Origin of the sequence: Burkholderia sp. MSMB617WGS (assembly GCF_001532025.2) — a bacterium.
In the GTDB taxonomy this organism is placed as follows: Bacteria; Pseudomonadota; Gammaproteobacteria; order Burkholderiales; family Burkholderiaceae; genus Burkholderia; species Burkholderia savannae.
This window is the reverse complement of record NZ_CP013457.1, coordinates 2,240,896-2,261,197: the sequence shown is the minus strand read 5'-3', so window position 1 is coordinate 2,261,197 and position 20,302 is coordinate 2,240,896. Positions and strand designations below refer to the sequence as shown.

Genomic DNA, 20,302 nt, shown 5'->3' with positions numbered 1-20,302 from the left:
GCGCGAAGCGATGTCGAATGCGCGCGACGCCTGCGGGCAGCCTGCGTCGCGCGCGGGAAAGACGGCGTTTCGCGTCATCGCGAAGCGCCGTTTTTGTACGCGTGTCGTGCCGTTCGCGTGCGCGCCGTTATCGTCGCAGCCGATAAGCGTAGCGGATTTGCTTCGTTGACCCGGGCGCACGGGCGCCCCTAGATTCGCTGTCTCGACGGAATTCATGGAGTCGTCATGACACGCGCATCGTTCTTCGGGCGGCGCCCGCTCGCGGCCGTGCTGGCCGCCGCGCTCGCCGCCGCATCGTTTCTCGCCGCGCCCGCGGCCCGCGCCGAGGGGCGCATCCGAATCGCCGAGCAGTTCGGCATCGTCTATCTGCTGCTGAACGTCGCGCGCGATCAGCATCTGATCGAGCAGGCGGGGCGCGCCGAAGGCGTCGCGATCGACGTCGACTGGGTGAAGCTCTCGGGCGGAGCGGCGATCAACGATGCGCTGTTGTCCGGCTCGATCGACATCGCGGGCGCGGGCGTCGGGCCGCTACTGACGATCTGGGACCGCACGCGCGGCCGGCAGAACGTGAAGGGCGTCGCGTCGCTCGGCAACCTGCCGTACTACCTCGTCAGCAACAATCCGCGCGTGAAGACGATCGCCGATTTCACCGAGCGCGACCGCATTGCGGTGCCCGCGGTGACGGTGTCGGTGCAGTCGCGCGTGCTGCAGTTCGCGGCCGCGCAGCGCTGGGGCGATCGCGCGTACGATCGGCTCGACCGGCTGACGCAGGCGGTCCCGCATCCGGATGCGGCGGCCGCGATCATCGCGGGCGGCACCGAGATCACCGCGCATTTCGGCAATTCGCCGTTCCAGGAGCTGGAGCTCGCGGGCAATCCGAACGCGCACGTCGTGCTGAGCTCGTATGACGTGCTCGGCGGCCCGAGTTCGTCGACGGTGCTGTACGCGACCGAGAAATTCCGCCGCGACAATCCGAAGACCTACCGCGCGTTCGTCGCGGCGCTCTCGCAGGCGGCGCGCTACGTGCAGGCGCATCCGGACGGCGCGGTCGACGCGTATCTGCGCGTGAACGGCTCGAAGGCGGACCGTGCGCTGCTGCTGAAGATCGTCAACGATCCGCAGGTGCAGTTCAGGATCGCCCCGCAAAATACGTTCGCGCTCGCGCGGTTCATGCATCGCGTCGGTGCGATCCGCAACGAGCCGAAGACCTGGCGCGATTATTTCTTCGACGATCCCGCGACCGCGCAGGGCAGTTGACGCGCGAGCCGTTCGCGCCGGGCCGGGCGGCTCGCCCGGCCCGCGCGCGGCGTCGCGCCAACGTCAATGCGGCGCGCGCGATATCGATATCGAAAATGCTTCGTTGTGGAGAGCGCCCACGGGCCTTAATCTGAACTCGTAGTTCGTGTGACACCTCCTTGACTGGGATTCTCGCCCGCTTTCACAGCGGGCATTTTTTTGCATCGTCCCGGCGGGAACTCGATGGAGTGCGACGCGTGGCGGCAGAACCGTCAACCCTGTTTTCAAATCCGGCCGACGCGGCGCGCGGGCAGGCGACGAGCGGCAAGCTGCTCGCCGTCGATCGCGTGACGCTCGAATATCGCAGCCGCGAGCGCGCCGTGCGCGCGACGCAGCAGGTCAGCTTCGATGTCTACGGCGCGGATCGCTTCGTGCTGCTGGGGCCGTCCGGATGCGGCAAGTCGACGTTGCTGAAGGCGATCGCGGGCTTCGTCGCCCCCGCCGAAGGCACGATCACGCTCGCCGGCGAACCGGTGCGCGGGCCGGGCGCCGATCGGATCGTCGTGTTCCAGGAATTCGATCAACTGCCGCCGTGGAAGACGGTGCTCGAGAACGTGGCGTTTGCGCTGCGCGCCGCGAAGAAGCTGCCGCGCGGCGAGGCCGCCGAGCGCGCGCGTGCGGCGCTCGACAAGGTGGGCCTCGCCGCGTTCGCCGACGCCTATCCGCACACGCTGTCGGGCGGGATGAAGCAGCGTGTCGCAATCGCGCGCGCGCTCGCGATGCAGCCGCGCGTGCTGTTGATGGACGAGCCGTTCGCCGCGCTGGACGCGCTCACGCGCCGGCGCATGCAGCACGAACTGCTGCGGCTGTGGGACGACGCGCGCTTCACGCTGCTGTTCGTCACGCATTCGATCGAGGAGGCGCTCGTGATCGGCAATCGTATCCTGTTGCTGTCGCCGCATCCGGGGCGCGTGCGCGCGGAGCTCAACAGCCATCGTTTCGACGAGCGCAGCGTCGCATGTGCGGACTTTCAGCAAATGGCCGGCCGGATTCATCGGCTATTGTTCGACGAGCAGGGCGCGCCGGCATGAGCGCGAGTACGAATGCGCGAATCGAGCCGCCCGTGCGCGACGAGTACGAGGTTGCGCTCGCGCCGGTTGCCTGCGCGGCGGGCGCTCGAGCCGGCGATGCGTCAGCCGCGGGCGAAAACGGTGGAGTCGCCGCGCCGCTCGTGCGGCGTTCGACGATTGCGCGTCTGCGTGAGTCCGGATGGCTGCGCAAGGCGCTGATCGCGCTCGTGCTGATCGCCGGATGGGAAATCGCCGCGCGCGCGATCGACAACGATCTGCTGCTGCCGACCTTCACCGCGACCGCGCTCGCCTTTGCTCAGGGCATCGCGAACGGCGAGTTGCCGGCGAAGATCGCGGCGTCGCTGTCGGTGCTGTTGCGCGGCTACGCGCTCGGCGTCGCGAGCGCGTTCTTGCTGAGCGCGCTCGCGGCGACGACGCGCGTCGGCCGTGATCTTCTGACGATGCTGACCGCGATGTTCAATCCGCTGCCGTCGATCGCGTTGCTGCCGCTCGCACTGCTGTGGTTCGGCCTCGGCACGGGCAGCCTGCTGTTCGTGCTCGTGCATGCGGTGCTTTGGCCGCTCGCGCTGAACACGTTCGCGGGTTTTCAGGCGGTGCCCGTGACGCTCAGGATGGTCGGCCGCAACTACGGGCTGACGGGCGTGCGCCACGTGGTCGCGATCCTGATTCCGGCCGCGCTGCCGTCGATTCTCGCGGGGCTGCGGGTCGGCTGGGCGTTCGCGTGGCGCACGCTGATCGCGGCCGAGCTCGTGTTCGGCGCGAGCGCGGGCGGCGGCGGGCTCGGCTGGTACATCTTCCAGAACCGCAACGAGCTCTATACCGATCGCGTGTTCGCCGGGCTCGCCGCGGTGATCGTGATCGGGCTCGTCGTCGAGCATGGCGTGTTCGATGCACTCGAGCGCGCGACCGTCAGGCGCTGGGGCGTTCACGCGCAGTAGCGCGTCATCGCGAAAGCGGCGCAAGCGACGGACGTGACCGGGGCGGACGAAAGTCTGCACGTTTGTCCGCGCTGCGCGTGCGTGCGCAGCTCATCGCGCTATCTTGCCACCGCGCCACCGCGCCACCGCGCCACCGCGCTATCGCGCTATCGGCCAAGTCCCGTCGTTCATTCCGGATCGATGCCGCCGCCATGCGGCCGGCCTCGTCCCGTCGTTCGTTTCGTATGCCGAATCGTCCGCAGCCCTTCATTCGCGGCTCGCTCCGCATTTCTTCATTCGATTGAGCAGCGTCGAAAGCTGACGTTTGCATTTCGCATTGCCTTCGAAGCTTGCATCGGATTCCAAAGTAAATTGTGCGAATGAGGGTTTGCCCCACTGCGGAACGTTTGCGTTGTGCCCGTTATGCAACGTGGAAAGTGTCTCTTTCCGGCGCCGTACCCACGGCGCACAGATCCCACCGCCGTTCTTTCAGGAGACTCTCATGCTGCGTTTCATCCAATCGCTCTTGCGCGACGAGCGCGGGGTCAGCGCACTCGAATATTCGGTGCTGGCCGGCATCGTGGTTGTGGCAGTCGCTGCGGCAGGCGCCATTTTCGGCGGCGGTTCCGGTCTGCCGGAACTGTTTCAGAACATGATCACCAAGGTGACGAGCGTACAGACCAACGGCCATTGAGACGAACGGCCGGCGCCGCCGCTGCGGCGCAGCCGGCCGACTTTCCCCGATTACACGAACGCCGATGATTCTCCCGCTCAAGCTCGTCGCCAGTTGGACGCTCGCGTCGCTCGCGCTCGCCGATCTGCGCACGCGGCGGCTCGCCACGTGCGCGGTCGCGCTCGTCGGCGCGCTGTATTGCGCGCAAGCGCTCGCGGGCGTGCCGGGCGACGGCGGCTTCGCCGCGCATGCGGCGCTCGGCGCGCTCGCTTTCGTGCTGGGCGCATTGATGTTTCGCCTCGGCTGGATCGCCGGAGGCGACGTCAAGCTGGCGGCCGCGGTGTTTCTCTGGGCGGGCCCCGCTTACGCATGCCCGGTCGCGTTCGCGATCGGCACGGGCGGTCTCGCCGTCGGCGCGGTGTGCGTCGCGGCTGCGCGCGCGCCGCATCGGCTCGCGTGGTTCGCGCCGGCGCGCGGCGTTCCGTACGGCGTCGCGCTCGCGGCGGGCGGTCTTGTCGCCGTGTGGGCGCCCGCCGCATGCCGGCTGCCCGCATGCGCCGGATGACAGGTGGCCGACATGTCCCATTTCCTCAAGCTCGCCGGCCTGTTTCTCGTCGCCGTGGTCGGCGCGTTCCTGTTTCGCGCGTTGTATGTCGCGGCGTCCCGGCCGCGCCCGGCCGCGCCGCCGCAACAGGTGCGCGTGCGCGTTGCGGCCGCCGATCTCCCGGCCGGCCTGCTGCTGCGCGACGCCGATCTCGGCTGGAAGACGATGGCCCGCGGCGAGGCGCCCGCCGGCGCGCTGATCGACGGCGATGCGCGCGGCAACGGTGCGAGCGCGGCCGCCGATGCGAGCGCGGCGGCGGCGGGCGATCTGAAGGGCGATCTGCTGCGCCATCCGGCGCGCGCGGGTGCGCCACTCGGCCCCGCCGACGTGATTTCGCCGAGCGCGCCCGGGTTTCTCGCGGCCGCGCTCAAGCCCGGCATGCGTGCGATCTCGGTCGCGATCGACGACGTGTCGGGCAATGCGGGCCTCATTCAACCGGGCGACTACGTCGACGTGCTGCTCACGCAGCAGCTCGCCGCGCCGGGCGGCGCGAGCGTCGCCCCGGAGCGCGCGGTCGAGTCGGAGACGATCGTCGCGCGCGTGCGCGTGCTCGCGGTGGGCTCCGCGTTCCAGCGTCCGAAGGACGACGCCGCGCAGCCGAACACGCGTGCGCGCACGGTGACGTTCGAGGTGAGCTCGCACGATGCGCAGGTGGTCGCGGTCGGCGCGCATCTGGGGGCGCTGTCGCTCGCGTTGCGCAGCTTCGCGACGGCCGATCGCGGCGCGGGCGCCGCGCCGTCGCCCGAGCTGCCCGCGCCGCCCGTGTGGGCGGGCGACGTGTCGCGTGCGCTGCGCGCCGAGCCGCCCGCCGCGACGCCCGCGCTGCCGCGCCGCATCGGCGCCGCGCATGCGGGGGGCGAGCGGCAGGTGCTCGTCTATCGCGGCTCGAAGCAGGGCGACGCGGCGAACGCCGGCGCGGGCGCGCCGCTGCCGAGCGGCACACCGCCGATCCCGACGCTGCCGCCGCTGCCGGGCGCGGCGAGCCCGTCGGGCGGCGCGCGTCCGGCGGCATGAAAGTGTCGATCGATCAGGAGGGCGAATCGAAATGATGAGTGTGATCGACGCGATCGGCGTGCGGCAAACGGCTTCGGCGGCGCCGCACGCGCTGCGTGCGCGAACGCGCACGCACGCGCGACGACGCAATGCGGCCGCCGCGCTGTTATGGCTCGCCGCGGCGCTCTGCACGAGCGCCGCGCTTCGGCCCGCGCGCGCGGCCGAGCCCGCGCGCGTGCTCGCCGTGCCCGCGGGCGGCGGCGAGATGGTGAAGCTGCCGGAGCCCGCGGTTGCGGTGTTCGTCGCGGACCCGGACGTCGCCGACGTGCACGTGCCGACGTCGCAGGCCGTGTTCGTGCTCGGCAAGAAGGCCGGCACGACGACGCTCTTCGCGCTCGGCGCGAACAACCGGACGATCCTGCGCGAGACCGTCGTCGTCGACGTCGACACGCCGTCGCTGCAGCGCATCCTCGACGCGCGCTTCCCGCAACTGCATCTGACGCTCGCGGGCGCGCCGGGCTCGCTGATGGTGAGCGGCCGCGTGCCGAGCGCATCCGACGCGGACGCCGTGGTGGAGACGCTCAAGCCTTATCTGCGCCAGCAGGAATCGCTCGTGAACCGGCTGGCGCTCGAGAGGCCGATTCAGGTGCATCTGCGCGTGCGGATCACCGAGGTCGACCGCAACGTCACGCAGCAGCTCGGCATCAACTGGAGCGCGCTCGGCTCGAGCGGCAATTTCGTCGGCGGGCTGTTCAACGGCCGCACGCTGTTCGACACGACGTCGAAGGCGTTCGATCTGTCGCCGTCGGGCGCGTTCTCGGTGCTGGGCGGCTTTCACACGTCGCGCTACTCGATCGACGGCGTGCTCGACGCGCTCGACCAGGAGGGCCTCATCACGATGCTCGCCGAGCCGAACCTGACCGCGATCTCCGGCCAGACCGCGAGCTTTCTCGCGGGCGGCGAGTTCCCGGTTCCGGTCGCGCAGGACACGACGGGCGCGATCACGATCCAGTTCAAGCCTTACGGCGTGTCGCTCGACTTCACGCCGACCGTGCTCGCCGACAACCGGATCAGCCTCAAGGTGCGCCCGGAAGTGAGCGAAATCGATCCGACCAACAGCGTGACGACGGGCAGCGTCAAGGTGCCGGCGCTCACGGTGCGGCGCGTCGACACGACGGTCGAGCTGTCGAGCGGGCAGAGCTTCGCAATCGGCGGGCTGCTGCAGAGCAAGAGCAGCGACGTGCTCGCCGAGCTGCCGGGGCTCTCGCGGCTGCCGGTGCTCGGCAAGCTGTTCTCGTCGCGCAATTATCTGAACGACAAGACGGAAGTGGTCGTGATCGTTACGCCGTACATCGTGCAGCCCGCGAATCCGGGCGAGCTGCGCGACGCGCTCGACGATGTCACGCGGCCGAGCAGCGATATCGAGTTCGTGCTGCAACGCTCGCTCGGCATCGATCCGCTCGGCGGCGACGCGCCGCGGCTCGCGGGACCGGCGGGATTCGTCTACTGACGCCGCAAGACAGCGTTTCACGGAGGCATTCGATGGCGATTCGATCGGAACCCAAGCCGCGCCGCCGCGCGCACGGCGCACACGGCGCGCACCGCGCTCGCCGAGCGGCGGCGGCGTGCGCGGCGGCGGCGCTCGCGGCGCTCGCCGGCTGCATGTCCGGCCATCCGCCGTACGGGATGCCGGACGCGTCGGCGATCGGCTACGACGCGCGCACCGGGCTCGCGCGCGCGCCCGACTGCGCGGCGCTCGAGCAGCGCTCGCAGATGATCGACGCGGGCGGCGCGCGGCCCGGCGTGAGCTTCGGCTGCGCGACCTACGGCAACCTCGCGGCGATGCTCGCGCGCCCCGCCGATCTCGTCGCGCCGCTGCCTTACGCGGGCGCGGACGCGGCGCTCGGCGCGAGCGCGGTGCGCCGCTACGACGAAGGCCGGACGACGCCGCTCAACGCGACGTCGACGACCACCGCCGTCACGCATTGACGGAGGCGAGATGGGCGCATTCGACCTGATGAGCGGCGCGTCGCGCGCGAAAGACCTGCGCGCGGCGGCGAGCGGCGCGCGCCTGATCGCGATCGTCGCCGACCCGGCAAGCGACGAAGTGATCCGCAATCTGATCGTCGATCAGGCGATGGCGGGCGCGCACGTCGCGCGCGGTTCGATCGACGACGCGATCGCGCTGATGCGCGATCTCGCGCACGGGCCGCAGCACCTGATCGTCGACGTGTCGGGCGCGGCGATGCCGCTGTCCGATCTCGCGCGGCTCGCCGATGTCTGCGATCCGTCGGTGAACGTGATCGTGGTCGGCGAGCACAACGACGTCGGCCTGTTCCGCAACATGCTGCGCGTCGGCGTGCGCGACTATCTCGTCAAGCCGCTGACCGTCGAGCTCGTGCATCGCGCGCTGAGCGCGGCCGATCCGGGCGCGGCCGCGCGCACGGGCAAGGCGATCGGCTTCGTCGGCGCGCGCGGCGGCGTCGGCGTGACGAGCATCGCGGTCTCGCTCGCGCGCCATCTCGCGGAGCGCACGCGCCGGCGCGTCGCGTACGTCGATCTCGACTGCCACGGCGGCGCGGCGTGCTCGATGTTCGGCGTCGTCAGCAACCAGGGGCTCGTCGAGCTGCTGCAGAATCCGCAGCGGCTCGATGCGCAACTGATCAACCAGGCGATGGTCGCGCAGAGCGACCGGCTGTTCGTGCTGTCGGCCGAGCTGCCGTACGACAGCGAGCCGCCGCTGCGCGCGGGCGCGATCGCGGGGCTCGTCGGCGCGCTCAGGCATCAGTTCCATTACGTGCTGCTCGACCTGCCGGAACGCGCGGGGCGGCTCGTCGACGACGCGCTCGCCGCGTGCGCGAACGTCTACATCGTCGCCGACCGCTCGGTGCATGCGGCGCGCGAGGCGGCCCGGCTGTTGCGCCATGCGGAGGCCCGCGACGGCGGCGCGCACGCGTCGCTGATTCTCAACAACGCGCAGCAACCGGTGCGCGGCCGCGTCGAGGCGGCCGATTTCGCGCGCGCGGTCGGGCGCGCGTCGATGCTCGAGCTGCCGTACGAGCCGCAGACGCTCGCCGTCGCGGAGAACCTCGGCGCGGCGCTCGACGCGGCGCGCGGCGGTGCGTTCGCGGCCGGCATCGTCGCGCTCGCGCAAGGGCTGACGGGCGCGGATGCGGCGCCCGCCGAACGCCGGCCGTGGTACGCGCGGCTCGCCGGCGCGCGCGGGAGGCGGTGATGTTCGGCCGGCGCGTTTCGTCTTCGTTCGTTCCCGGCGCGAGCCGCGACGCGCGCGAGTTCGCGGACGCCGCCGCGCCCGGCGCCTGCGCCGACGCGACGACGGCCGACGCCGGCGGCCGGTCGCACGCGCAAGACGAGGCCCGCGCGCCGCGCGCGAATTCGCCCGCCGACGCGCGGCAGGGAAGCGGCGCGCCGCCCGCGGCCCCGCCTGCGCCGCGTGACGATCGCGGCAATGCCGGCAATGTCGACCATCGCGACCATCACGACGATCACGACGATCACGACGATCACGCGCAAGACCGCCACGAGGCGCTGATCCGCTCGGAGACGTTCAAGACGATCCGCGCGGTCGTGTTCTCGTCGATGAACATGTCGGCCGCGCTGATGATGTCGCGCGCGGAGGTGCGCGAAGGCATCGAGCAGACGGCCGCCGACGTGATCGCGCGCGAGCGCCTCACCGTGACGCTCGCCGAGCAGGCGCTCATCGTCGACGAGATCCTCAACGACATGTTCGGCGTCGGCCCGATCGAGCCGCTCCTCGCGGACGAGCGCGTGACCGACATTCTCGTGAACGGGCCCGATCAGGTGTACGTCGAGCGCGCGGGCAAGCTCGAGCTCACGCCGCTCAAGTTTCGCGACAACGCACACGTGATCAACGTCGCGCAGCGCATCGCCGCGGCGGTCGGGCGGCGCGTCGACGAGAGCAGCCCGATGGTCGACGCGCGGCTCGCGGACGGCAGCCGCGTGAACGTCGTGCTGCCGCCGATCGCGATTCGCGGCGCGTCGATCTCGATCCGCAAGTTCGCGAAGCGCAACATCACGCTCGCGCGGATGGCGCAGCAGGGCAACCTGTCGCAGCCGATGGTCGAGGTGCTGAAGATCGCGAGCGCGTGCCGCCTCAACATCGTGATCTCGGGCGGCACGGGCTCGGGCAAGACGACGCTGCTCAACGCGCTGTCGCACTTCATCGATTCGCACGAGCGCATCGTGACGATCGAGGACGCGGCCGAGCTGCAGTTGCAGCAGCCGCACGTGGTGAGCCTCGAGACCCGCCCGGAAAACAGCGAGGGGCTGGGCGGCGTGTCGCAGCGCGATCTCGTGCGCAACGCGCTGCGCATGCGCCCCGACCGGATCATCCTCGGCGAGACGCGCGGCCCCGAGGCGTTCGACGTGCTGCAGGCGATGAACACGGGCCACGACGGCTCGATGACGACGATCCACGCGAACACGCCGCGCGACGCGATCACGCGCCTCGAAAGCATGGTGATGATGGCCAACGGCAACCTGCCGCTCATGTCGATCCGCCGCCAGATCGCGAGCGCGGTGCACATGATCCTGCAGATCGAGCGGATGCGCGATGGCGTGCGGCGCGTCACGCGCGTGACCGAGATCGCCGGGATGGAGGGCGACGTCGTGATCACGCAGGATCTGTTCGCGTTCCGCTACGACGCGAGCGCGTTCCAGGAGCAGGTGCACGGCATGTTCGAATCGTCGTCGCTGCGTCCGGCGTTCGCGCAGCGCGCCGCGTATTACGGGCTCGAGGGCGCGCTGCTCGGCGCGTTGCAGCCGTGAGCGCGGCGGACGTCGTCGCCGTCGGCGCGTTCTTCGCGATCGTCGTCGCGGGCTTCATCGCGCGCGCGCTGGGCGATCTCGCGCGCCGGCGGCCCGCCGCGCGCGTGCGCTCGCGCGTCGACGCGCTGCGCGATCCGCGCGCAGCGGCGCGGCCCGCGCAGGCGGCGCGCGTCGGCTTGCAGCTGTTCACCCGCACCCACGGCGACGGCGATGACGGCGTGTTGCGCGCGTGGCTGCGCGCGCGCGGCGAGCGCGTGCGCACCGCGGCGGGCAGCGGCGGCATGCGCGCGATCGCGATCGCGGCCGCGCTCGCGGCGCTCGCCGGCTTCATCGGCGCGTCGCTCGCGGGCGCCGCGCCGTGGCTGCGCGTCGCGATCGCGGCGTCGCTCGCGGCCGGCGCGGCGCGCGCCGTCTACCGAATCCTGATCGCGCGCTTCAAGCAGCGTTTCCTCGCGGTGTTTCCGGACACGCTCGATCTCATCATCCGCGCGGTGCGCGCGGGCATTCCGGTCGCGCAGGCGATCGGCACCGCGGGCCGCGAAAGCGAGGAGCCCGTGCGCGCGACGTTCCGCGCGATGGGCGATGCGCTGCACGTCGGCGCGGATCTGAAGGATGTGCTCGAGCGGCAGGCCGAGCGCCTGCAGCTCGCCGACTTTTCGTTCTTCGGCGTGTGCCTCGTGCTGCAGCGCGAGACGGGCGGCAACCTGACGGAGACGCTCGAGAACCTGTCCGGCATCATCCGCACGCGCCGCGACATCCGGATGAAGACGCGCGCGCTGACGGCGGAAGGGCGCATCGCGAGCAAGATCATCGCGGCCGTGCCGTTCGCGATCGCCGCGTTCCTGTTCGTCGTCAATCGGCCGTACGTCGCATTGCTGTTCGACACGCGCGCGGGGCACAAGATGCTGATCCTCGCCGCCGTGCTGCTCACGATCGGTCTCGCGATGATTCGCAAGATCGCCAACCTGGATACGTCGCGATGAACCCCGCCGCGCTGTCGATCGCCGTCCTCGTTGCGCTCGCCGCCGCCGCGGCGCTGCTCGCGTGGCTGCTCGCGCGCGACGTCGCGATGCGCAGGCGCGTCGCGCAGCGCGCGCGCTCGAGCGCCGCGCGCGCGTCGGCCGTCTACGCGAGCGCCGGCGACGGCGCGCGCAGCGTGCCGCGGCGCGTCGCGCAACGGGTCGCGTCGCTCGGCGAGCGCGTGCCCGTCGTCGATGCGACGCAGCGGATGAAGCTCGCCGCGCGGCTCGCGAACGCGGGGTTTCGCGAACGCCGCGCGGTGTCGGTGATGGCGGGGCTCAAGCTCGTCGTCGGCGCGAGCGCGGGGCTCGCCGCGCTCGTCGTCGGCGCGCACGTGCCGCGCGTCGGCGACTACTTCGTGCTGCGCGCGCTGATGATGGCGGGCGCGTTCGTGATCGGCATGATGCTGCCCGAGCATGCGCTCGGCTTCGCGGTTGCGCGCCGCCAGAAGACGATCGCCGCGTATCTGCCCGACGCGCTCGATCTGCTCGTGATCTGCACGAACGCGGGCAACAGCCTCGCGGTCGCGGTGCGGCGCGTCGCATCCGAGCTGAAGGCGATCTGCCCGCCGCTCGCCGACGAATTCTCGGTTTGCGCGGACGAGCTGCAGATCGGCGGCGACGCGGCGTTCGCGCTCAACGCGATGGCCGCGCGGATCGGCCTGCCGTCGATGCGCGCGCTCGTGACGACGCTCGTGCAGTCGCAGCAGTACGGCACGCCGATCACGCAGTCGCTGCGGATGCTGTCGCGCACGGAGCGCGCGATGCAGATGATCGCGCTCGAGGAAAAGGCGGCGAAGCTCGCGCCGAAGATGACGCTGCCGATGATGCTGTTCGTGATGCCGACCGTCGCATTGATCGCGGCGGGGCCGGCGGTGATTCGACTGATAGCGGTGTTCCACAAATGAACGAGCGACATTTCGACGACGCATGCGATCGCGCATGCACGGCGCCGCGCATCGGGCGCGGACGGCACGGAAAGCGTGGGGAGCTTGAGGGGCCTGAGGGGACTAAGGGGCGCGGCGCGCACGTGGGGCGCGCGGGCCGCATCCGCCGCGCGATGCCGCTCGTGCTCTTTTGCGCGGCGCTGCTCGCGGGCTGCGCGAGCCATGGCGCGTTACAGCCGCGGCCGCTGATGTCGCAGCGCGGCACGCTCGGCGACAGCGATCTGACGGTCGCCGAGAGCGCGCTCGCGGCCGGCAACACGGAGCTCGCGGCGACGCTCTTCGAGCGCGCGCTGAAGGCCGACCCGCGTTCGCTGCCCGCGCAGGTCGGGCTCGGCGACGCGATGTACCAGACGGGCGACTTCGCGCGCGCCGGCGTGCTGTACGCGGGTGCCGCCGCAGCCGCGCCGGACGATCCGCGCGCGCAGCTCGGCTTGGCGCGCGTCGCGCTGCGCGAGCGCCGTCTCGACGACGCGCTCGCGCGCTACGCGAAGCTCCACGGCGCGCATCCGGAGAACATCGCGGCAGCCGCCGGCCTCGGCACGGTGCTGGATCTGCAGGGGCGGCACGACGACGCGCAGCGCGTCTATCGCGCGACGCTCGCGCGCCATCCGGACGCGCAGGCGCTCAGGACCGATCTCGGCCTGTCGCTCGTGCTCGCGAATCGCGCGCGCGAAGGCGCGAACGTGCTGCTCGACGTCGCGGGGCTGCCGAACGCGCCCGCGCAGGCGCGCGAGGATCTCGCACTCGCGTACGGGATGCTCGGCAACGACGCGGCCGCGAAGCGCATTCTCGTTCACGATTTGCCGGCGGCGTCGGCGGAGGACAACTTGCGCTTCTATCGCAACGTGCGCGAGCGGCGCGCGGCAGCCGCGACGACCGGGGCTACGGGGGCTACAGGGGCAGGCACAGACGCGGCGGCGACAGCGGCGACCGGCGAAGCCGGCGCGACCGCCGCTGCGCGGGCGACCGGCGGCGCCCGCGCAAACGGCGCGGCTGCCGACGCAGTCGCCGACGCCGGGCGCGCGTCCGTTCGCGCGGAGGCCGTCAAATGACACGCGTGGCCCGCCTCGCGCACGACGAGCGCGGCGTGGTGTCGCTCGAATTCGTGCTGGCGTTTCCGTTCATGATGCTCGTGCTGTTCGGCATCGTCGACACGAGCCTGCTTCTCTGCGACAAGGCGGTGATCACCAACGCGAGCCGCGAGGCCGCGCGCGCGGGCGTCGTCGTGCGCGTGCCGCAGCTGGCCGCGGCCGACATCGAGAACGTCGCGCTGTCGTACGCGCAAGGCAGTCTCGTGAGCGGCGGCACGGTCGGCGCGCCCGTCGTCGCCGTCGACCAGTCGGCCGGCACGTCGCCCGGCAGCCCGCTGAAAGTGACCGTGAGCTACACGTATCAGGGCCTCGTGCTCGGCTCGGCGCTGAGCTCGCTGACGGGCCCGATCACGCTGACGGCCGTGACGGTGATGAACTATGAATGAGCGTCGCGCCGCCGCGCGCCGCCGCGAGCGCGGTTCCGTCGTGCTGTGGTTCCTGCTGTTCCTGCCGGTGCTGCTGCTCTTCGGCGCGTTCGCGATCGACTTGCCGCGCGTCGCCGCCGCGCGCAACGAACTGCAGAACGCGGCGGACGCGGCCGCGCTCGCCGGCGCCGCGTCGCTCTCGTCGAGCCCGGGCGCGCCCGCATGGGCCGCCGCCGCGAGCGCGGCGAGCGCGGCGCTGCCGCTGAACGCCGCCGACGGCGCGACGCTGTCGGTCGGCGTCGTGCAGACGGGCTACTGGAACCTGACGGGCACGCCCGCCGGCCTCGAGCCCACGACGCTCGTGCCCGGCGCGTACGACGCGCCGGCCGTGCAGACGACCGTCACGCGCGCGGCGGACCAGAACGGCGGGCCGCTCGCGCTGCTGATGGGTGGCTTCCTCGGCCTCGTCGGCACGCCCGCCGCGGCGACGGCGGTCGCGGTCGCCGCAGCGCCGTCGACGGTCGGCGCGGGCGGACTCTTTCCGATGGTCATCGACCGGTGCGTGCTCGATCAGTACTGGAACGCGCAGACGGGCGCGCCGAGCGTCGATCCGACGACGGGCGCGCCGTACGAGTTCCAGGTCGGCAACGGCCAGACATACGGCGGCACCTGCTATGCCGGGCAGTGGACGTCGTTTCTCGTCAACGCGAACGACGTGCCGACCGTTCGCGCACTGATGGCGAACGGCAATCCGACGCCGCTTTCGATCGGCGACGCCATCTGGATCGAGCCCGGCGTGAAGACCGCGCTCTATTACGACGTGCCGGTCGGCGCGACGGTCGTCGTGCCGGTGGCCACGCAGATCAGCAGCAAGACTTACGTGCCCGTCGTCGCGTTCGCCGCGTTCCACATCGACGCGTCGGACGGCGCGAACATCAAGGCGGTGACCGGCCACTTCGTCGGCAGCTACCGGATTCCGGCGAGCGCGGGCGGCGTCGGGCCCGCGTACGGCGCGTACGTCGCGCCGCGTCTCGCGTATTGAGCGCGGCGCGGGCCGGCCCGCGGATTGGTGCGCGGGTGGGCGCGCGGATTGGCGTGATCGAGCGGCCACGCCTGTCGCCGCGCCGCGCGGGCCCGGCGCGAACGCGCCGCCTCGGATGTCGCGTGCGCATGCGATAGCACGAAAACTGCTGAGTTCAGCAGCATTTCTTGGTTCGAAAATGGTGCATGCACTGATACGGTGACGAACTCGCAGCGCGTCGCGCTGCGTCGCTCATCCGGCCGGACGCGTCGCGCCGGCACCTTCCTAGAACAAGAGAAACGCGCCAATGAAACTCAAGCCACTCGCTACCTGGCTCATCGGTTTGTCGCTCGTCGCCGCGCATGCGGCCGCGCACGCGGACCGTCTCGACGACATCAAGAAAGCCGGCGTGCTGCGCGTCGCGACGTTCGACAGCAACCCGCCGTTCGGCTTCGTCGATCCGAAGACGAACCGGATCGTCGGCCTCGACGTCGACTACGCGCAGGCGCTCGCCGACAAGCTCGGCGTCAAGCTGAAACTGCAGCCGACCAATCCCGCGAATCGCATTCCGTTCCTGACGTCGGGCAAGGTCGATCTCGTGCTCGCGAACTTCACGATCACCGACGAGCGCGCGAAGCAGGTCGACTTCAGCATTCCGTATTTCGCGTCGGGCCAGCAGTTCCTCGCGAAGAAGGGCGCGCTGAAATCGGCCGACCAGTTGAGCAGCCTGCGCATCGGCGCGGACAAGGGCACGACGAACGAAGTCACGCTGCGCGAGAAGTATCCGAAGGCGACGATCGTCGCGTACGACGACACGCCGTTCGCGTTCGCCGCGCTGCGCGCGGGCAACGTGCAGGCGATCACGCAGGACGGCCCGAAGCTGATCGGCCTGCTCGCGAACGTGCCGGACAAGCAGAACTATGAGATTCCGGCGTTTACGATCTCGAACGACTACATGGGCGTCGGCGTGCCGAAGGGCGAGACGCGGCTCGTCGCGTTCGTCAACGGCGCGCTGAAGGACCTCGAGGCGAACGGTCGCGCGGGCCGGATCTACGACGCATGGTTCGGGCCGGGCACGAAGACGCCGCTCACGCGGATCTTCAAGATCGGCGACAAGAGCTGAGCGCGCGCGCGAAACGCGCGGCGATGCGCGGGCGTCGCGCGGAGCCCGGCGCGGGCCGCATGCAAACCGCACGCGGCCCGCAATCGAATCGTGCATGATCCGTGCGCGATCGCGCGCGGCCGGCGCCTCACCCGACACGCAACATGCGGCCGCCTCGCCGGCGGCCCGAAGCAGACAAGATGGACGCCTGGCTCGCTCCGAAGTATCTGATGTGGTTGTGGCAGGGTTTCCTGCTGACGCTCGGCCTGTCGCTCGCGGCGGCGGTCACGGCGACGTTCGCGGGCTTCGCGCTCGCGATCGCGCGGCATGCGAGGCGCGCGTGGCCGCGGCGCGCGGCGGCCGCTTACGTCGTCGCGTTTCGCAACACGCCGCTCGTCGTGCAATTGCTGTTCTGGTATTTCGGCGTCGCGTCGCTGCTGCCGGAGCCGCTGATGGCCTGGCTGAACGCGCGCCACGCGATCGCGGCGGGCGGCGTGGAGCTGCGTTGGCCGTCGTTCGAATTCGTCGCCGGCTGGGTCGGCCTCAGTTGCTACACGAGCGCGTTCGTCGCCGAGGAGTTTCATGCGGGGCTGCGCGGCGTGCCCGCCGGGCAGTATCACGCGGCGAGCGCGCTCGGCCTTTCGCCGCTGCAGACGTTGCGCTTCGTCGTGCTGCCGCAGGCGGTGCGAATCGCGCTGCCGCCGCTCTTCGGGCAATACATGAACCTCATCAAGAACTCGTCGCTGACGATGGCGATCGGCGTCGCCGAGCTGTCGTACGCGTCGCGGCAGGTCGAGACCGAGACCTTCCGGACGTTCGCCGCGTTCGGCGTGTCGACCGTGCTGTACGTCGCGGCGATCGCGGCCGTCGAAGCGTTCGCGCAGTGGATGGTCCGGCGTCGCGATCGCACGTTCGCGGGGCGCTGACGATGGATCTGTCGATACTCGCGAACAATCTGCCGTACCTGCTCGTCGGCGCGTTTCCGGACGGCCCGCTCGGCGGCGCGGCGCTGTCGCTCGCGCTCGCGCTCGCATCGGCGCTCGCGTCGGCCGTGCTCGGCGTCGCGGGGGGCGTCGCGCTCGCGCTCGCGACGGGCGCGCTGCGCGGCGTGCTCGTCGTCGTGATCGGCTTTTTCCGCGTGATTCCGGTGCTGATGCTGATTTTCTGGACGTACTTCCTGCTGCCCGTGTTGCTGCACGCCGACGTGCCGGGGCTCGCGGCCGTCGTGTGCGCGCTGTCGCTCGTCGGCGGCGCGTATCTCGCGCACTCGGTGCACGCGGGCATTCGCGCGGCGGGCGACGGGCAGTGGCAGGCGGGGCTGTCGCTCGGGCTCACGCGCTGGCAAACGGTGCGCCACGTGCTGCTGCCGCAGGCGGCGCAGATCATGACGCCGTCGTTCGTCAACCAGTGGGTGTCGCTCGTGAAGGACACGTCGCTCGCCTACATCGTCGGCGTGCCGGAGCTGTCGTTCGTCGCGACGCAGGTCAACAACCGGCTGATGGTGTATCCCGCGCAGATCTTCCTGTTCGTCGGCGTCATCTATCTGATTCTCTGCACCGCGCTCGACGTCGCGGCGACGTGGCTGCTCGCGCGCAACCGGCGCGCTTCGCCGCGCGGCGGCGAAGCGCCGCATGCGGGCGCCGCGCAGCCGGCATCGAGCGGGCCGAGGTAGCGTCGCGGCTTCGCCGCAGCTCGACGAAAGGCGCGGGAGGGCAGGGGCGCGTCGTCTTGGCGAGCGGCGCGATGGAGCTCGACGCATGCACGCATGCATCCATTCGACCCATTCGACCCATTCGACCCATTCGACCCATTCGACGCATTCGACGCGCGCGGCGTGTCCGGCGTAGGCGCCGCCAGCGACGCATCGAGCTCGATGCGTCGACATCGACGGCGCGTGCGACGCCCACGACGCCAGTCACGGCGACGCATGCGCCTGGCGACGAGCTTTTCGCGGCGGCCGCGAGGCGTAGCCGAATGCGTCGCGTCGCGCCGCGCGAATCGAGATCCCGCGCACCGGCGCACGCGGGGTTTTGCACGCTACCGCATCGTCACGACGACGCGTAATGCGTGTTGAAGATCGCGCGCAGCGTCGACGAATCGGTCGCGAACTCGGCCCACAGCGGCGCGTCGATCTGCGCGAAGCCGAGCGGCCGCGCGTCGCTCGACGCGAGCCGGAAGCGCGCCTCGCTCGCGACGCGGCGGAACGCGTCGAGCTGCATCGCCGACAGCGTGTTCTGCGCGTCGGCGAGCGCGACGAGCGGATCGACCGGCTGATCGTCGACGCGCACCTCGAAGTGCAGATGCGGGCCCGTCGCCGCGCCCGTCGCGCCGACCGCGCCGATTCGCTGGCCCTGCGCGACCGTCATCCCGGCCTCGAGCCCCGGCGCGAACGCCGACAGGTGCGCGTAGTAGGTCGACGTGCGATCCGGATGATCGATCACGACGTACTTGCCGTAGCCGCCCGGATCGTAGCCGACGAACGACACGACGCCCGCCGACGCGGCGTTCACGCGCGTACCGGCCGGCGCGGCGAGATCGACGCCCGTGTGCATCTGCAGGATGTGCGACAACGGATGGATGCGCTCGCCGAAGTACGAGCTGATGCGCGTGCTGACGACGGGTATCGTGAGCGCGGGCGCGTCGAGCGGCGCGCCGTCGAACGCGTAGTACGCGCCGCTCGCCGCGCCGGGCGCCTTGAACCAGACCGCGCCGAAGCGGCGGCCCGCGACGCGCAGCTCGAGCGCCGTCACGCGCGGCTTGGCCGATGCGGCGTCGAACGCGACCCGGTAGCGGTCGCCCGGCTGCGCGTTCGCGTGCGACTGCACGCGGTCGGCGATCAGGTCGCCGATCTGTATCCGCACTTCGGGCGGGATGTCGATCCGATTGAGGGTGTCGGCGAGCGACTGCTCGATCGGCCCGGCGCGCACGCCGCTGTCGATCGGCGCGAGCACCGAATCGGCGAGCGAGAACGCGCGGCTGCCGTAGCCGAGCAGCTCGTTGCGGTGCTCGGCGAGCGGCGCGAAGAGGCCGGGCGGCGCTTGGCCGGGCATCGGGGCGGCGGCCGACGCAGCGGTTTGCGCGGCGAGCGTTCGCAGCGGCGCGTCGGGCGGGCTTTGCTCGCCGATCACGCGTTCGAGCTCGCCCGTGACGAAGCGCTGCGCGCTCGGAAACGGCGCGTCGGCGAACACGCGCTGCGGCGCGCGCGCGGCGTTCGCGGTCGACGAATCGGGCGGCTTCGACACGGCGGGCAGCGCCGCGAGACCGAACGCGATCAGCGCGCCGAGCGCGCTCGCCGTGGGCAGCTTGCGTCTGAGCGATCGGGCAGAGGCGGCTTGCGCCGGCGATCCGGCGACGGACGCGGGATCGTCGGAAGAAACGAAAACGGTATGCGCGATTGGCTTGGCCAAGGGTGTCCACATCCTTGAAAAAGGCAGTTCGAACGAAAGGGTGTGGGCGGCGGCTGCGGCGAGGCACGCGTCGGGGCGGGCCGGCAGCGCCAGGGCGTTCAACGCAGCGGGGCGCGATCACGACCGGACCGCGCCCCGCTGCGCGCCGCTCGGCCCAACGACGCGGACCATGTCCGCTCCGAACGGCGATTCGAATTCCGAGGGTTCAAACCCATATGAAGAATCGACACCAGCTAGAGTGACCGCCGCGCGCGCGCAATTGTTCCGCAGTCTTGACGACTTTATAAAGGGGCCCGACTGTCGATGCGCGGCATGCACGCTCAGCGCGCGGCCGTGCGCGCCATGCAATCTTCGGCGACGCGCAGCGCGGGCGACACGCGCAGCGCGTCGACGCCCGCGTCGAGCATCGCTTCGGCATCGTCCCAGCGGTCGCCGCGCAGCCGCGTCGTCCAGATCATCGAGCCGAAGATGCCTTCGAGCAGCGACAGCAAATAGACGCCCGCGAGATGCACGTCGAGCGACGCGTCGAGTTCGCCCGCGCCGACCGCGCGGCGCAGCAGCGCCTTCGTGATCCGCAGCGCCTGCAATTCGTAGAGCGCGCGCCGGCGCAGCAGCGGCGCATTTTCCTCGCTCTGCTCGCACTTCATGTAGAGGATCTCGAGCACGCGCTGCATCGAGCCCGGCTCGCCGCATTGATGCAGGTAGTGCGACGCGGCGAAGCGCAGCGTCGCGAGCGCGGGCCGCTCGTCGGACAGCTCGAAGCCCTCGACCGCGCGCGAGAACGCGCGGTCGCACATCGCGACGCACACCTCGGTCTTGCCTTTGAAGTGCCCGTAGACGGCGCCGCGCGACATCCCGGCCGCCTCCGCGATGTCGGCCATCGCGGTCTGGCCGACGCCTTTCTCGAGCAGCACGAGCTCGGCGGCGTCGAGGATTCGGTTCTTCGTGTTCAACGATTCTTCGCGCGTCTTGCGGGCCATGTGGGTCGATTCTCCCTTTCTTTCGATTGTTTGTCGCTTTATTACGA

At 71.0% G+C, this 20,302-nt stretch carries 20 protein-coding genes; 18 read left to right on the top strand and 2 right to left on the bottom strand.

Translation table 11 applies throughout. From position 1 onward, the window contains the following. The first annotated feature begins 225 nt into the window (after window positions 1-225). The 18 genes from WT60_RS11095 (at window position 226) to WT60_RS11005 (ending at window position 17,540) form a co-directional block, all read left to right on the top strand. On the top strand, window positions 226-1,257 hold the full coding sequence (locus tag WT60_RS11095) for an ABC transporter substrate-binding protein (protein WP_059647894.1): 1,032 nt from the start codon (window positions 226-228) through the stop codon (window positions 1,255-1,257). A gap of 236 nt (window positions 1,258-1,493) precedes the next feature. Continuing rightward, window positions 1,494-2,327 (top strand): ABC transporter ATP-binding protein, encoded by an 834-nt coding sequence (locus WT60_RS11085; RefSeq protein WP_038743102.1) that lies wholly within the window; start codon window positions 1,494-1,496, stop codon window positions 2,325-2,327. Beyond that, window positions 2,324-3,265, top strand: coding sequence for an ABC transporter permease (locus WT60_RS11080; protein WP_060356014.1), 942 nt, complete (start codon window positions 2,324-2,326; stop codon window positions 3,263-3,265). The genes WT60_RS11085 and WT60_RS11080 overlap by 4 nt, the downstream gene beginning before the upstream one ends. Before the next feature lie 481 nt (window positions 3,266-3,746). After that, complete coding sequence (locus tag WT60_RS11075; protein WP_038743100.1) at window positions 3,747-3,938, top strand: Flp family type IVb pilin; 192 nt, start codon at window positions 3,747-3,749, stop codon at window positions 3,936-3,938. 64 nt (window positions 3,939-4,002) lie between these two features. Then, complete coding sequence (locus WT60_RS11070; RefSeq protein WP_060356015.1) at window positions 4,003-4,482, top strand: prepilin peptidase; 480 nt, start codon at window positions 4,003-4,005, stop codon at window positions 4,480-4,482. Window positions 4,483-4,494: 12 nt separating this feature from the next. Next, entirely contained in the window at window positions 4,495-5,535 is a 1,041-nt protein-coding gene (gene cpaB / locus WT60_RS11065; protein WP_060356063.1) for a Flp pilus assembly protein CpaB, read from the top strand. A gap of 31 nt (window positions 5,536-5,566) precedes the next feature. Beyond that, the gene (locus tag WT60_RS11060; protein ID WP_038743097.1) at window positions 5,567-7,024 is read left to right on the top strand and encodes a type II and III secretion system protein family protein; all 1,458 of its coding nucleotides are present in this window, start codon (window positions 5,567-5,569) and stop codon (window positions 7,022-7,024) included. Between the two features lie 32 nt (window positions 7,025-7,056). After that, window positions 7,057-7,503, top strand: a complete 447-nt coding sequence (locus WT60_RS11055; protein WP_059575074.1) for a CpaD family pilus assembly lipoprotein — start codon at window positions 7,057-7,059, stop codon at window positions 7,501-7,503. A 10-nt stretch (window positions 7,504-7,513) separates the two neighbouring features. Further along, complete coding sequence (locus tag WT60_RS11050) at window positions 7,514-8,749, top strand: AAA family ATPase (RefSeq protein WP_038743095.1); 1,236 nt, start codon at window positions 7,514-7,516, stop codon at window positions 8,747-8,749. Further along, window positions 8,749-10,323 (top strand): CpaF family protein, encoded by a 1,575-nt coding sequence (locus WT60_RS11045; protein ID WP_060356064.1) that lies wholly within the window; start codon window positions 8,749-8,751, stop codon window positions 10,321-10,323. Before WT60_RS11050 ends, WT60_RS11045 begins: the two co-directional genes overlap by 1 nt. Continuing rightward, window positions 10,320-11,306: a type II secretion system F family protein gene (locus tag WT60_RS11040; protein ID WP_060356017.1), complete on the top strand. Its 987-nt coding sequence runs from the start codon at window positions 10,320-10,322 to the stop codon at window positions 11,304-11,306. The genes WT60_RS11045 and WT60_RS11040 overlap by 4 nt, the downstream gene beginning before the upstream one ends. After that, window positions 11,303-12,250, top strand: coding sequence for a type II secretion system F family protein (locus WT60_RS11035; RefSeq protein ID WP_038743093.1), 948 nt, complete (start codon window positions 11,303-11,305; stop codon window positions 12,248-12,250). Before WT60_RS11040 ends, WT60_RS11035 begins: the two co-directional genes overlap by 4 nt. Beyond that, entirely contained in the window at window positions 12,247-13,341 is a 1,095-nt protein-coding gene (locus tag WT60_RS11030; RefSeq protein WP_060356018.1) for a tetratricopeptide repeat protein, read from the top strand. The genes WT60_RS11035 and WT60_RS11030 overlap by 4 nt, the downstream gene beginning before the upstream one ends. After that, window positions 13,338-13,766 (top strand): TadE/TadG family type IV pilus assembly protein, encoded by a 429-nt coding sequence (locus WT60_RS11025; protein WP_038743091.1) that lies wholly within the window; start codon window positions 13,338-13,340, stop codon window positions 13,764-13,766. Before WT60_RS11030 ends, WT60_RS11025 begins: the two co-directional genes overlap by 4 nt. Next, a complete protein-coding gene (locus WT60_RS11020; RefSeq protein ID WP_060356019.1) occupies window positions 13,759-14,787 on the top strand; it encodes a TadG family pilus assembly protein in 1,029 nt (342 codons plus the stop codon). Before WT60_RS11025 ends, WT60_RS11020 begins: the two co-directional genes overlap by 8 nt. Window positions 14,788-15,073: 286 nt before the next feature. Next, window positions 15,074-15,889, top strand: coding sequence for an ABC transporter substrate-binding protein (locus tag WT60_RS11015; protein ID WP_038743089.1), 816 nt, complete (start codon window positions 15,074-15,076; stop codon window positions 15,887-15,889). Between the two features lie 179 nt (window positions 15,890-16,068). Further along, window positions 16,069-16,794: an amino acid ABC transporter permease gene (locus tag WT60_RS11010; RefSeq protein ID WP_059575147.1), complete on the top strand. Its 726-nt coding sequence runs from the start codon at window positions 16,069-16,071 to the stop codon at window positions 16,792-16,794. 2 nt (window positions 16,795-16,796) lie between these two features. Continuing rightward, window positions 16,797-17,540, top strand: a complete 744-nt coding sequence (locus tag WT60_RS11005; protein ID WP_060356020.1) for an amino acid ABC transporter permease — start codon at window positions 16,797-16,799, stop codon at window positions 17,538-17,540. 376 nt (window positions 17,541-17,916) lie between these two features. Here WT60_RS11005 and WT60_RS11000 read toward each other — a convergent pair whose 3' ends face one another. Together WT60_RS11000 and WT60_RS10990 are read right to left on the bottom strand one after the other, a co-directional pair. Further along, window positions 17,917-19,275, bottom strand: a complete 1,359-nt coding sequence (locus WT60_RS11000) for a M23 family metallopeptidase (protein WP_060356021.1) — start codon at window positions 19,273-19,275, stop codon at window positions 17,917-17,919. 320 nt (window positions 19,276-19,595) lie between these two features. Then, complete coding sequence (locus WT60_RS10990; protein ID WP_038743086.1) at window positions 19,596-20,255, bottom strand: TetR family transcriptional regulator; 660 nt, start codon at window positions 20,253-20,255, stop codon at window positions 19,596-19,598. Between the last annotated feature and the right edge of the window lie 47 nt (window positions 20,256-20,302).